The following is a 12,775-nucleotide window of genomic DNA, read 5'->3' as shown; positions in this document are numbered from 1 at the left end:
ATGTTGTTCGCTTTGATTTATTTCGTCGCCCATCTGATCGCGTGGGGCTATGCCGCGCAAAAATTATTTGCAGATCATCCGCAGTGGGTGCGCTTGGGCGCTGGTGGTGTATTGGCGGTGACGGCCTTAATGTGGGCACCGGTGCCGTTTGCCTTCTTTGTGCAATTTAGTCCGCTTAGCCATGGGCTTGGATTGGTGCTCTCGTGCGCGTTGGCGGGTGCGATTTACGCCAAAGCACGCCCGCTCGCAGCTAGCCCGATTAACTACGGCGCGATGCAAAAAACCTTGCTATGGCTAGGCTTGCCAATCTTTGGCCTGATGGCCTATTTGCTGCACACGCATCTGATTTTGCCAACGGCCAATGGCTACGATGTTGGCCAATCGACGTTTGGCGACTTGCAAATGCATATGGGCATGGTGACTTCACTGGCGCGCCAGCAGATTTTCCCACCCGAATACAGCATCTTGCCCGGCCAACGCCTGAGCTATCCGTTTTTGGTGAATCTGGTGTCGTCGTCGCTGTATCAGATGGGTTTCTCGCTGCGTTGGTCGCTGCTGCTACCGTCGCTATTGATGTGCGCGATGATTGTGTTCAGCTTTATCCTGCTGGCATTTGAAGTCAGCAAAGACAAGCGTGCAATGCAACTCGCAACGCTGCTGTTTTTCTTTAACGGTGGCTTGGGCTTTATTTATTTCTTTGGCTGGCACGAATACACCTTCGCGCAAATTTTGACCGAATTCTACAAAACGCCGACCAATTACAACGAGATGAATATTCGCTGGTCGAACGTGATCGCCGATATGATTATCCCGCAGCGCACGACGATGGCGGGATGGTCAGTGGCGCTATTTGCGCTGTGGGCGCTGCTGCGCTTTACACGAACCACAGCTCGCGAAGATAAACGCGACTGGGGTATGCTCGCCGGGATCTTGGTGGGATTACTCCCGATGATACATACCCACTCTTTCATGGCCATCGGTCTGATTTCGCTCGGCTGGCTCGGTGTGGATTTAGTTTTACGCCGCCAAGCTATCGTGCAGGTGATTATCGATTGGTGCTGGTACGGCCTGCCGGCGATTGGCCTTGGCATCGGCCAATTGCTGTTCTGGACTTTCCAGCAAGCCACGGCGGGCGAAGGCTTTGTGCATTTCCATCTGAATTGGGTGAACAAGCTCGAGATTGATCCCTACTTCTGGTTCTATCTGAAAAACATGGGTGTCGTGTATGTCGGTTGGCTGATGGGCTTGGCACTGCTCGCGCGCAGCGCATGGCGCGAGAAATTCGCCATCGCGACTGATAGCGCAGAAGGCTCGCTGCTCGATAAACATCTGGCATTGTTGCAGCTTGGCCCGCTGGTAATTTACATCGTCGCCGAGCTGATTATTTTCCAGCCCAATCTCTATGACAACAACAAGCTGTTTTACATCTGGTATGTGTTCGCTACGATCACCGCTGCATGCGTGATTATCACCGCTTTCCGCTACTGGCTGGCGCGTGGCCGCTATATGCTGGCGGCTAATTTAGTGGTGTTTAGCATCGCGCTTGGTTGCATCTCGGGCGTGCTCACCTTGGCGCGCGAATGGGTTTCAACCTACACCGCGTACAATCCCGCCCACGTTGCTGCGGCGCAGTTTATTGATAACAACACGCCGGTGGATGCGATGTTTGTCACCGCCGACAACCACAACAACACCGTCGCCGCGCTGACTGGCCGCAATATCGTCGTCGGCACGGATACTTATTTGTTCTTCCACGGTCTGAACACCAAACAGCGCCACGACGATGTACGCAAAATCTACGAGAGCCCGGCCGAGCGCGCGGCGCTAATCGCCAAATACAAGGTCGATTATATTTACGTTAGCGATTTTGAGCGCAATAGCTACCCCACACTGGCCAGCCTATTCGGGCAATATCCGGTGATTTTTGATAATGGGCAGGTGCAAGTGCTGGCGGTGTCGGCACGGGCGCAGGCGTATCGAAAATGATCTGAAATCCAATCAATAAGGCCGCGATTGCAGCCTTATTTATTATGCTGTTGGCGAATATCTATCGCCATCTTTCAGATACCAGCTCATGTATTTGCCTTAGCAGGAACACTGGATTCTTCCTCTGCCATATACCCCGCCATCTTGGCTTTTAGCCTAGCCCAACATCCCTTCACCCCATATTGCAGCAACGGCCGCTCGAAGCAATAGGTGATCAGGCTGGCGACGAGGATTGAGGCTATGAAGGCCACAAAGAACATACTCCAGCGCCACGTGGGATCGTCAGTCGGTGTGGGTGTGGCGGCGGTCCACCAGCCGTGCTCTTTGATGACGCGGGCGATGACTTGGTGCCAGATGTACAAGTTGTACGAGATCAGCGACAAAAAGGTCAGCGCGCGATTGGCGAGGATGGTGCGGAAAATTGCGTGCGCGTAGGTGGCCGCAACGGTCAGCGCGATGAGCACGATACCGAACATCAGCCGATGGTGCGATTGCCAAATGGGGTAGGAATCGGGCTCAAAACGGGCTAGATACAAATCATTAAACAGCAGCAGCATCGTCAACAGCGCAAGCGCAACGATCACGCCCATGCCCGATTTCACTGCACTCAGCACACTCGCACCCTGATCTCGCACCCAAACCAGCAAATACGCGGTCAGCATGCCGCCGCCAAATAAATCAAGAAATCCCGGCAATTGATTATTTAAGTTAACGAACTCCCACATTGGCAAGGTCCGTGTCCAGTGGCGATACATCAGCGCCACCGCGCACATCAGCGCAAACACCAGCCACGGCTTGCGGCGGAAACCCCACGCAAGCAGCGGGAAGATCAGGTAAAACTGCACCTCAACCCCGAGCGACCAGAACACGCCATTGATGCTGCCGTGCGTGTCGGGGAACAGATTATGCACAAAGCCCAAGTGCATCAGGATATCAGTCCAGTAGCCACGCTGGCCGCTGGTGGGGTACATCTCGGGCAACAGCACCAGCAACAGCAGCATCGCCAGCCAGTACGATGGCAAAATTTTGATCGCACGGCGATAAGTATAGTGGGCAATGCTCGGTAGACTGCCCTTGTCCAGCATCACTTTGGCGTGTGGATAGGCAAGACAAAATGCGCTTAAAAAGAAAAACAATTCAACACCCAGCGCACCAGCGTATTGAATCATTTCAAAATTGATCGTACCGCCCGTGAACGGCACGGGAATCACCCACCACGTGATTTGCCAATAGTGAAACAGCACGACCAGCAAAATCGCCAAGCCGCGCAAGCCATCGACAATCGCAATATGCTGCGCAGCGCTCGTCGGCGCGTGCGGGTTTTCTAGGGTTGACGCGCTCATGATGCGGCATCCTTCGCGTCATCTTTTACGACGACGCCCTTTTCCACAACATTGCGGCGCATCAGCACCATGGCCAGCGCCATCCCAAACACCGACAGCACCAGCGTTGATCCAACCAGCATCAGCCACGGCGCGGCTTTGCCTTGAGCTGCGGGGCTCAGTGCTGCGGTGACGTTCTCGGTCTTGGCTTGCGAGCGCGGCATTTCTAGTACTTTCGCGCCTGCGGGTACCTCGGTGACTTTTTCCAAGCTCACCGCATCAAACCACGCCTCACCCTGATTTTCATTGCCAAAGTGCCCAAGACCAAGCAAGAGTTGCAACTGCTGCGCGTCGTTAGTCTTGATATACACTTGGCGCAGCTGCCATTCAGCATCGGTACGCACGGTTTCACTGACGTCATACACGCCCTCAACGCCGATCACCGCAGCGAGTTTGTCGGCATTCGCGCCACGCGCTTTGACTTTGGCTTGGAATAAATACGTTTGATTCGGCTCGACGGGCACAGTTTTATTCACGCGCACGTGGTTGGGTTTGCTACTGCTTAAATGCAAGACTTGCTGACCATCGGCAGCGCTCGCTGCCGCAACCGTAGCGGTTGAAATATTGGGTTGCCACGCGGTTAAGGTCCAATCACTGGGCAGCGCAGTGCCGCTCTCGAATGATTCATTCACCAGCGCTTGATTGGCCGATGATTGCGCCTCTTGGGCGTGGGCGGCAGACAGCGCCAAGCACAAACTCACTGCCAATACGGTTTGACGTAACATTTTCACACTCCATCCATGGTGGCTCTAACGGCCTTGCGGCTAAGCCGCTGATATTAGTCTGCCAATGTACCAAAGCCACGCCGACTAAGCACCAACCTTGTCAGACTTGATGTAGACAGGTATCAGGTATAATCGGCCAAATGCAATGTCGATCACACTGCGGCGCCTGCTGCACCGCCCCTTCCATCTCCAGCCCGATACCCGGAATGCCCAATGGCAAGCCTGCGGGTGTGGCTTGTATTCAGCTTGATGACAGTTTGCGGTGTAAAATATTCATGCACCCAGATCGGCCAGCTGTTTGTGCAGGGCTGCAACCCGCGCTGGAGATGTGTGGAAATAGCCGCCACGATGCAATGTACTGGCTCACAGATTTAGAGAACCAAACTCGCCCTAGCTAAGTCTTAGGCGAGGATAGTCTTGAACAAGGATTAGGTATGGAACAACTGCTGCGCGAGATGCAGAACAGCAAAACGGATCAAGATTCACTGACTAAGCTCACTGCGCTGGTCAATGCATTACGGCCCATGAAGGCCGATGATCACATCGCTGCGATTAATAATGCGCGCGCATTGTGTTATCTACTTGAACAACATCCCGAGTATCGCGCGGCATTACGCAATGAGTTTTACTCGCTGCTCGATAACACCCGTCAAGTTAATCTCTATACCGAAACGGGGATTTTGCTCAACGAGAGCATGATGACTGCGGTTAAGCGCCGGATTGGCGCGAAATTACTCCCCCCCACTGTTAATGAAGAACATTTCAGCGATTTACTGGGGGTAATCTTTCACAAACCAGATGATTACTTGTGGCTAGAGGCAATCCCCCGGGATGTATGGCATGAAATTGGCAATGCCCTGCACATGGAAGAGGTGCCGCCGGATGAATCACCTGCACATATCCGCTTGCAACAACTGGAAGCCATTCAGGTTTTATCGTGTCGTATTTCAGCCATTGGACTTGAGCCGGAAATTATTCGCAGTTACCCCGATGTAGAGCGCTTTGAATCGCCTTTTGTGCGCCTAAATGCCGAAGTGCTGAACTATATCGAAAAATATCGGCAAGATTTAACGGTACGCGCTGCGCCAGCCGAAGATCATCGTCATTTATTAGTATTGCTGGAGCAATGCGAAACGATCATGGGTCGGGTGTGGAAATATGCCTCCAAAAACGGGGCGTCGGTCAGCCTGACTTACCATTTATTGCGTCTGAAACAGCACATTGATCGAATGAAGTTACTCTTCGAATTAATCGATCCTACCGTGACGCAAGGCGATGCACTGGTTCGCTTATTTCTTGTATTAGTCAAAGCGGAAAACCGCAAAAATAGTGTTGGTGATGTATTCCGTGAGAATACCGAGCTTTTGGCGCTGCAGATTACCGAACACGCTAGCCACACTGGCGAGCATTACACCAGCGAATCACGCCGTGAATGGCTGGATATGTTCCGCTCGGCGGCGGGCGCAGGTGTGGTGGTAGGTTTTATGGCGCTGATCAAAATTTTGATTGCCAAAGCACACTTACCGCTGCTGCTGGAAGCCTTTGCATTTAGCCTAAATTACGCCATCGGTTTTATGCTGGTGCATTTAATGCATTGCACGATTGCGACCAAACAACCCGCGATGACGGCGGCGCGGATCGCGGCGGCGTTGCCAGCAGCGGGCAGTAAAAACGCCGATGGGTATAGCAATTTAATCGAGCTGATTGTCAAAGTTGTTCGCACCCAATTTATCGCGATTATGGGCAACGTTTTGCTCGCTATGCCGGTGGCGCTGGGGATTGCATGGTTGTGGTGGGATAGACTGGGCGAACACGTGGTCGGACCGGAAAAAGCTGAAACACTATTACGCGACTTGCAGCCCATCGCCGGCATGGGCATTCCGCACGCGGCGATTGCCGGGGTGTGTTTATTCCTAGCAGGTTTGATTTCAGGTTATTACGATAATAAAGCGCTCTACAATCGCATTCCAGAGCGGATTGCCGCCCTACCCATGCTGCGTAAAATCATTGGCGATTATCGCGCGCAAAAAGTCGGTCAATACATTGAGCACAATTTGGGCGCGCTGGCGGGAAATTTTTATTTCGGCTTTATGCTGGGCAGCATCGGCACCATTGGGATTCTGCTCGGCTTGCCGGTTGATATTCGTCACATTACCTTCTCGGCCGCCAATTTATCATACGCCTTCGCGGGCAATGGCTTTGAAATGCCGCTGATGGCCATCGGTTGGGCCTTCCTTGGCGTGGCGCTGATTGGTGCCACCAATTTAATTACCAGCTTTGTGTTGGCGCTCTGGGTTGCATTGCGCTCACGCAAACGCCGCCTGCGCGAATTGCAGCCGATTGTTGGTTTGTTGTGGAAGCGCTTCTGGCAGCGCCCGATCGACTTTTTTATTGCCCCGAAAGCTCAGCCTGAGAAAGCCAATGAATAGCCCCTTGATTGCCGATGACATTCTCGAGCAAATTTGCGATGCCCTAGCCGGCCCTGGTTGGATTGAGATTCCCCATTTTCTCGACTCAGCCACCGTGCTCGAATTACAGCAATTGGCACAAAGTCGGCGCGATCAATTTAACCGCGCTGGCGTGGGACGCGAAGCGGGGCATCAAATCCGCAGCGACATTCGCGGCGATTCGGTTTTATGGGTTGAAGACGACGATGCGGCGATGCGCAGCGCCAATGAGCGTATGGCATTGTTGCAGCAATACCTGAATCGTACGCTGTATTTGGGGCTACACGAGCTGGAATGGCACTTTGCTAGCTATCCAGTCGGGGCGTTTTATCAACGCCATTTGGATCAGCATCGCGAGCAAGACACACGCGTGGTAACCGTGGTGCAATACCTGAATCCTGAATGGCATGCCGATGATGGCGGCCAATTGCGCATTTATCTGGACGATGGCAGCCATGTTGATGTCACGCCCTACGGCGGCACGCTGGCGGTATTTATGTCGAACCGCTTTGAGCATGAAGTGTTACCAGCCAAGCGCGAACGCTTTTCGCTAACAGGTTGGTATCGCCGCCGCCCAGTTTAAGCCCCCAAATACTCTGGCAGGGTATTTCAATGTAAACATTAGCTTTAACGTACAAGCAGACAATTCAAGCCTAAGACCACAAAGCACGCGAAATTTCGGGCGTTGTGGCGGTCATTAAAGACAGTGCAGGTCAAACCACTTTACTGGCGCTCAATGTCGCCATTGAAGCGGCATGGGCTAGCGAATAAGGCAGTGGCTTTGCCGTGATCGCAGATGGAGTGCATAAACTGGCTGAGCGTAACGAACTACAACAAAGCGACGCGCAGTTTAGAATTTAATTACGCTTTTTCTCGCACGCATGGCCAGTGCCATACTTTTGCCACAGCGGCTGTAGGGCACCGGTGCGTTCCATTTTTTCTAACAATTCGCCAATTTCCGCGGCACTAGGCGATGTACCTTTGCGGACCACAACGGTGTGGTGGTAAACCTGATCTGGGACTGTGCCGATCAGTAATTGATCTTGTAGTTGAGGCTCACTGGCTAGTTTCTGCAGCAGATACGCTTCGGTTAACAGTGCAATATCACCACGCCCAGCTTTTAATTGCCTAAGCGTGGCGTCATGATTCAATGAGCCTATCATGCGAAAGTGCTTGAGTAGATACTGCGGATCGGCATTGTATTGGGCAAATTGGTAGTGATACCCACGTAAACCAAGCATGCGTTTTTTATCAAACTCTGCAAAAAATGACTGATCTCGCCCCGCTTTTTTCAGCGCCACATAGCGCTCACAACCCCGCAGAAAAATAGGGCTTGCCTCAACCGAGCGCCCCTGCCAACCCCAGGCTAGATTATCGTAAAAAGACACATCAAACAGGCCTCGATCAAAATCGATAAAGCGTCGGCTAGGATTGCTGGCAACGACAACAAACTGATATTGATCTTGAAAGGCATTCATTACATCTAACAGTTCAATGTACAAATCACCATTGTTGCGTTCCACGATATAAGGCGGAAATACGGCCGCGCCCACCTTCACGATTTTTGCCGCGTGGCTGCCTGCAGATAAAAACAAGCTCAGTAGCAAAAGAAAAAAATACTTCATTCCAAAGCCCATACATTGATTGTGGCTTTATTTTAGACGAAATACTTCGTTTGAAAATAAGTCAGCGTATCAATGCCTTAATCTTACGACTAAGGGGACATGCCGTGCCGAAAAACTTATCTATGGTTATTGAAATAATCGACGCGGTGGGCACTAGAAGATGACATTTGGTACAGTTTTTTCAATGCTGCGAGCGTAAACTAAGGAGAAGAAAGCGAAGCAAGGAGGCCCTATGCGCGGCAAACAGTTTTTAACGGCTTGCATCCTGGCGAGTACTAGTCTGCTCAGTGCATGCATTACAGCCGACTCGGCCAATGTGTATAAAAAAAACGAGATGAAGCAGCTGACCACTGCACGCGCGGGTGTGATTGAGAATATTCGCGACGTAAAAATGGACGATAGCAGCACAGGCATCGGCTCAATTGCAGGTGCGGTGATCGGCGGACTTGGCGCGTCTTCACATATCGGCAAAGGCAGCGGTGCAGTGGTGAGCGGCGTGATTGGATCGATTTTAGGCGGCTTACTGGGCAATAAAATCGAAACCAATATCACGCGCAAACCAGCGAAAGAATTAACGATTTTAATGAAGGATAACGCGCAGCGCTTGGTTGTGGTGCAAGATGCTGACCTCAACTTTAGCGTGGGTCAGCATGTGGATGTGATTACTGATGGAGTGACAGCCCGCGTGGTGCCACTCACCAAAACCACGAACAGTCTCTAGGGTATAGCCTTGTAGCCATTATTTTAAAAGCGCAAAAAAGCAATACCCATCAATACCCTAAACGCTGGCAAATCGTTGATACCGCGCCAGCGGAATTGAGCGTGTAAAAGTGCAAGCCCGGCGCACCACCACTAAGTAAGCGATCAGAGAGCTCGGTGACAAAATCCAAACCAAACGCACGAATCGATGCGGTATCGTCGCCCATAGACTGCAAACGCAGACGCAACCAACGCGGAATTTCTGCGCCACACATATCAGAAAAACGTTGTAACTGGCTGTAGTTTTGAATCGGCATCATGCCCGGCACGATAGGGATATTCACCCCGCGCGCGAGCACTTCATCGACAAAGCGGAAATAAGCATCGGCGTTAAAGAAATATTGCGTGATCGCCGAATCAGCACCGGCGCGCACTTTGTTCACAAAGTTGCGCATATCCGCTTCTGCGCTTTCCGATTGCGGGTGAAACTCGGGGTAAGCGGCCACTTCAATGTGAAACCAATCGCCAAATTCTGCGCGCAAAAAGCTGACCAGCTCATTGGCATAACGAAACTCGCCCAAACCAACCATCCCCGATGGAATATCGCCGCGCAGCGCAACAATATGGCGAATGCCATGGTCTTTATACTGCTGCACAATTTGCCGAATGCTGTCGCGCGTTGAGCCAATGCAAGAAAGATGCGGCGCCGCGGCAAAACCCGCTTCGCGGATCGACAACACCGCACGCAAAGTGCCCTCTTGCGTGGTGCCGCCAGCACCAAAGGTGACCGAGAAAAATTCAGGATTAAATTGCGCCAATTGCTGACGCGTAGTCGCTAATTTGGCCGCGCCCTCTTCGGTTTTAGGTGGGAAAAATTCAAAACTAATGGGGCGCAATCCGGAGGTCATTTTTTACAACTCAAAAGCAGTTAATTTATGAATGGTAACACCAAACAATCTATTTACCCATGAATATTTCTCATGCTCACGAAGTAAAAATCAGCCCCATGTAAGCATAAATTCTTTTTCGCAACAAGCACTTGTAGCGCTGTTGTTTTTGTAAGCCATATACCTTACGATCAACGAGCTGCCATAGAGCAGTAAAAAATAGCGGCATTCAAAAAAGCCGCACCCCAAACTATTTGGTCGGAGACGAAAGATGAAACAACGCACCATGATGCGCCGTACCCGTATTGCCGCTGTCATTGGCGGCCTGCTGCTCGCAGCCAGCGTGAGCGCAGCAACTTGGCAAGAAGGCAATACCTACACAGCAGGTACTGTGGTCGATTACAACGGTAAAACCTACAGCGCGCTGGTTACCCACACCGCTTATGTAGGCGCCAACTGGAATCCTGCCGCAACCCCAACGCTGTGGAAAGAAACGGGCACCAGCAGCACAACACCTGTGCCAAGTACTACACCAACAGCTACCCCTGTCGTAACTAGCGCACCAACGGCAACGCCTGCTGTGAGCGCAAAACCAACCGCTACGCCAACAGTTGCGCCAACAAATGCCCCAACCGCAACGCCAGTTTCTGGAGTCGCCGCGTGGAGCAGCACTGCGGTGTATAACGGCGGCCAACGCGTTAGCTATAACGGCGCGGTTTACGAAGCCAAATGGTGGACGCAAGGTAATCAACCTGGTGCGGATCAATGGGGACCTTGGAAATTAGTTAGCGGAACGCCTGCTACACCAACACCAACCGCCTCACCAACACCTACGGCAACCCCTGTATTGCCAACGCCATGCCCAGTTGCACCGGGTGGTGATTGTATTGGCGTCTCGCCAAGCCCAACACCAACGGCGACTCCAGTAGTCACAGCAACGCCAACACCGGCACCAACAGCAACGCCATGCACTAGCGATTGCCCAACATTGCCAAAACACGCTGTTGTTGGTTATTGGCACAATTTTGACAATGGCTCAGGCGTAATTCGCATTAAAGACGTGCCGGATGAATACGACATCATCAATGTGTCATTCGTCGAAGGCGATCCATGGACTAAGGGCAAAGCGACTTTCGTACTGGACAAGCTGTTTAACGAAGCTGAATTCATTGCCGACATCAAAGAAAAACAAGCTAAGGGCAAGATTGTACAAGTCTCACTTGGTGGCGCTAACGGCACCATCGTGATCGACAGCCCAGCTGCGCGCGACGTGTTCATCCAAAGCTTGGGCGACATCATCGCTAAATATGGTTTTAACGGCGTAGATATCGATATTGAAAACAATCTATCGATTGCATCTGGCGAAGACTTCCGTAACCCAACCACGCCACAAGTGGTGAATCTGGTTGCGGGCGTTAAAGCGCTGAAAAAACGCTTTGGCCCAGGCTTTACCCTGACCATGGCACCAGAAACCGCCTATGTGCAGGGTGGCTACGGCGTGTCTGGCGGCATTTGGGGTGGCTACTTGGGAATTATCCACGGCCTGCGTGATGATCTGAACCTCTTGCACGTTCAGCACTACAATTCAGGCGGCATCACCGGCAAAGACGACAAAACCTACACCCAAGGTACAGTTGACTTCCAAGTGGCGATGACGGATATGCTGCTGACCGGCTTTAACGTGGGGCGTGACCCGAACAAGTTCTTCCCACCGCTACGCCCAGACCAAGTCGGCATCGGCCTGCCTTCGATTCCTGCAGCAGCTCCTTCAGGTGGCTACATGAATAATGCTGAAGTGCAAAAAGCGCTCGACTGCCTGATGAAGCTACAAAACTGCGGCACTTACAAACCAACTGCAGCGCAGCCTGATTTGCGCGGCGTGATGACTTGGTCGATTAACTGGGATAAAACTAATGGCTATTCATTTGCCAAAGGCCATAAAGCGTATTTGAATACGTATCCAAAATAAGCGGCTCATTGTTAACAAATAAAAATCCCCTGCTCGCAGGGGATTTTTTTATGCTGCTTTTCCACCGCGTAAAGTTATTGCTTGGCTTGCGCCAAGCGCGACGGCGCAGAATATTTGGCGTATAAATTGGCCGTCGTATATCCAATGACGACTAACAGAACTTGGATACACGCCAGATAACGCCCCATGCCCTGCTCGGCGTACGCGCGCATAATGCCTTCCAGCAACCAGAGCAAAATAAACATCGTATACCACTGAAAGGTATAGCGGCGGCCATGCAGCAAACCTCGCAGTGGCAATAGCATAATCAATGCTTTCGCCGCCAACCATGAGCCACCAGGGTATAGCGGCGAAAGCCATAGCTCCCATAGCATGGTAAGCAATACCATGCCTAGCAAACTAGCAACGGTAATCCATTGCCACAAAGGCAATTGTTTCGGGCTTAAATTCATGCTGCTGCTCCGTTTAATTTCAAGGCAATCTCGGCCAAACGCTTGCCTTGTGCCAAACACAATTGGCGCTCGGCTTCGGAGATCGGCTGCTTAGAATCAGTACCCGCCCAGTGGCTTGGGCCGTATGGCGTACCACCGGTCGTGGTCGACATCAGGGCATTTTCTGAATACGGCGTTCCAACAATCAACATGCCATGATGCAGCAGCGGCAACATCATGGTTAGCAAAGTCGATTCATTGCCACCGTGCAAAGTACCCGAGCTGGTAAATACTGAAGCTGGTTTTCCAATTAGCGTGCCCTGCAACCATTCAGCAATGGTTGAATCCCAAAAATACTTCATCGGTGCGGCCATATTGCCAAAGCGAGTGGGGCTACCTAGCGCCAAAGCGGCGCATTCTTGCAGATCTTTCAACTCAACGTACGGCGCACCAGCCTCAGGAATCACCGCCTCAGTCGCTTCACACACAGTGGAAATGCGCGGCACAGTGCGCAGCCGTGCCTTTGCTCCTGGCACAGATTCAATGCCACGCGCAATCAGCTGCGCCATTTGCCGCGTTGCGCCATGCGTTGAGTAATACAACACCAATATCTCTGTCATTATC

The 12,775-nt window shown here is 51.9% G+C and carries 13 protein-coding genes; 7 read left to right on the top strand and 6 right to left on the bottom strand.

All coding sequences use genetic code 11. The features are described from left to right. Positions 1-1,986 (top strand): hypothetical protein, encoded by a 1,986-nt coding sequence (locus tag NT239_12220; GenBank protein XGA70534.1) that lies wholly within the window; start codon positions 1-3, stop codon positions 1,984-1,986. A gap of 86 nt (positions 1,987-2,072) precedes the next feature. Here NT239_12220 and NT239_12215 read toward each other — a convergent pair whose 3' ends face one another. Together NT239_12215 and NT239_12210 are read right to left on the bottom strand one after the other, a co-directional pair. After that, positions 2,073-3,329, bottom strand: a complete 1,257-nt coding sequence (locus NT239_12215; protein ID XGA70533.1) for an acyltransferase — start codon at positions 3,327-3,329, stop codon at positions 2,073-2,075. Beyond that, the gene (locus NT239_12210) at positions 3,326-4,093 is read right to left on the bottom strand and encodes a carbohydrate binding domain-containing protein (GenBank protein XGA70532.1); all 768 of its coding nucleotides are present in this window, start codon (positions 4,091-4,093) and stop codon (positions 3,326-3,328) included. Before NT239_12210 ends, NT239_12215 begins: the two co-directional genes overlap by 4 nt. A 140-nt stretch (positions 4,094-4,233) precedes the next feature. Between NT239_12210 and NT239_12205 the strand changes: the two genes are divergently transcribed. The 4 genes from NT239_12205 (at position 4,234) to NT239_12190 (ending at position 7,311) form a co-directional block, all read left to right on the top strand. Beyond that, positions 4,234-4,491, top strand: a complete 258-nt coding sequence (locus NT239_12205) for a YkgJ family cysteine cluster protein (GenBank protein ID XGA70531.1) — start codon at positions 4,234-4,236, stop codon at positions 4,489-4,491. A 36-nt stretch (positions 4,492-4,527) separates the two neighbouring features. After that, positions 4,528-6,522 carry a site-specific recombinase gene (locus NT239_12200; protein ID XGA70530.1) on the top strand — a complete coding sequence of 665 codons (1,995 nt, stop codon included), beginning with the start codon at positions 4,528-4,530 and terminating at the stop codon, positions 6,520-6,522. Further along, positions 6,515-7,123: a 2OG-Fe(II) oxygenase gene (locus tag NT239_12195; protein ID XGA70529.1), complete on the top strand. Its 609-nt coding sequence runs from the start codon at positions 6,515-6,517 to the stop codon at positions 7,121-7,123. The genes NT239_12200 and NT239_12195 overlap by 8 nt, the downstream gene beginning before the upstream one ends. Before the next feature lie 92 nt (positions 7,124-7,215). Next, positions 7,216-7,311, top strand: coding sequence for a hypothetical protein (locus NT239_12190; GenBank protein ID XGA72806.1), 96 nt, complete (start codon positions 7,216-7,218; stop codon positions 7,309-7,311). 86 nt (positions 7,312-7,397) lie between these two features. On the opposite strand, the gene NT239_12185 is transcribed toward NT239_12190, so the two are convergent. Then, positions 7,398-8,165: a hypothetical protein gene (locus NT239_12185; protein XGA70528.1), complete on the bottom strand. Its 768-nt coding sequence runs from the start codon at positions 8,163-8,165 to the stop codon at positions 7,398-7,400. A 232-nt stretch (positions 8,166-8,397) separates the two neighbouring features. On the opposite strand from NT239_12185, the gene NT239_12180 reads away from it, so the two are divergent. Continuing rightward, the gene (locus NT239_12180; GenBank protein ID XGA70527.1) at positions 8,398-8,886 is read left to right on the top strand and encodes a hypothetical protein; all 489 of its coding nucleotides are present in this window, start codon (positions 8,398-8,400) and stop codon (positions 8,884-8,886) included. Between the two features lie 49 nt (positions 8,887-8,935). On the opposite strand, the gene metF is transcribed toward NT239_12180, so the two are convergent. Continuing rightward, a complete protein-coding gene (metF, locus tag NT239_12175; GenBank protein ID XGA70526.1) occupies positions 8,936-9,772 on the bottom strand; it encodes a methylenetetrahydrofolate reductase [NAD(P)H] in 837 nt (278 codons plus the stop codon). A gap of 250 nt (positions 9,773-10,022) precedes the next feature. Here metF and NT239_12170 point away from each other — a divergent pair, with 250 nt between their 5' ends. Next, complete coding sequence (locus NT239_12170; GenBank protein ID XGA70525.1) at positions 10,023-11,720, top strand: glycosyl hydrolase family 18 protein; 1,698 nt, start codon at positions 10,023-10,025, stop codon at positions 11,718-11,720. A gap of 74 nt (positions 11,721-11,794) precedes the next feature. Here the strand turns inward: NT239_12170 and NT239_12165 are convergent, their stop codons facing one another. Both NT239_12165 and wrbA read right to left on the bottom strand, forming a co-directional pair. Further along, entirely contained in the window at positions 11,795-12,172 is a 378-nt protein-coding gene (locus tag NT239_12165) for a DUF2069 domain-containing protein (GenBank protein ID XGA70524.1), read from the bottom strand. Further along, complete coding sequence (gene wrbA / locus NT239_12160) at positions 12,169-12,771, bottom strand: NAD(P)H:quinone oxidoreductase (protein ID XGA70523.1); 603 nt, start codon at positions 12,769-12,771, stop codon at positions 12,169-12,171. The genes NT239_12165 and wrbA overlap by 4 nt, the downstream gene beginning before the upstream one ends. Positions 12,772-12,775: the final 4 nt, after the last annotated feature.

The organism is Chitinibacter sp. SCUT-21, from assembly GCA_041874755.1.
Lineage (GTDB): Bacteria > Pseudomonadota > Gammaproteobacteria > Burkholderiales > Chitinibacteraceae > Chitinibacter.
This window is presented reverse-complemented; position numbering and strand designations above follow the sequence as displayed.

What these genes read in the sequence shown, in the direction of transcription:
- NT239_12195 (XGA70529.1), top strand. Translation starts at nt 6,515, where the DNA reads ATGAATAGCCCCTTGATTGCCGATGACATTCTCGAGCAAATTTGCGAT.
- NT239_12200 (XGA70530.1), top strand. Translation starts at nt 4,528, where the DNA reads ATGGAACAACTGCTGCGCGAGATGCAGAACAGCAAAACGGATCAAGAT.
- metF (XGA70526.1), bottom strand. Translation starts at nt 9,772, where the DNA reads ATGACCTCCGGATTGCGCCCCATTAGTTTTGAATTTTTCCCACCTAAA.
- NT239_12210 (XGA70532.1), bottom strand. Translation starts at nt 4,093, where the DNA reads ATGTTACGTCAAACCGTATTGGCAGTGAGTTTGTGCTTGGCGCTGTCT.
- NT239_12165 (XGA70524.1), bottom strand. Translation starts at nt 12,172, where the DNA reads ATGAATTTAAGCCCGAAACAATTGCCTTTGTGGCAATGGATTACCGTT.
- NT239_12170 (XGA70525.1), top strand. Translation starts at nt 10,023, where the DNA reads ATGAAACAACGCACCATGATGCGCCGTACCCGTATTGCCGCTGTCATT.
- NT239_12185 (XGA70528.1), bottom strand. Translation starts at nt 8,165, where the DNA reads ATGAAGTATTTTTTTCTTTTGCTACTGAGCTTGTTTTTATCTGCAGGC.
- wrbA (XGA70523.1), bottom strand. Translation starts at nt 12,771, where the DNA reads ATGACAGAGATATTGGTGTTGTATTACTCAACGCATGGCGCAACGCGG.
- NT239_12205 (XGA70531.1), top strand. Translation starts at nt 4,234, where the DNA reads ATGCAATGTCGATCACACTGCGGCGCCTGCTGCACCGCCCCTTCCATC.
- NT239_12180 (XGA70527.1), top strand. Translation starts at nt 8,398, where the DNA reads ATGCGCGGCAAACAGTTTTTAACGGCTTGCATCCTGGCGAGTACTAGT.
- NT239_12220 (XGA70534.1), top strand. Translation starts at nt 1, where the DNA reads ATGTTGTTCGCTTTGATTTATTTCGTCGCCCATCTGATCGCGTGGGGC.
- NT239_12215 (XGA70533.1), bottom strand. Translation starts at nt 3,329, where the DNA reads ATGAGCGCGTCAACCCTAGAAAACCCGCACGCGCCGACGAGCGCTGCG.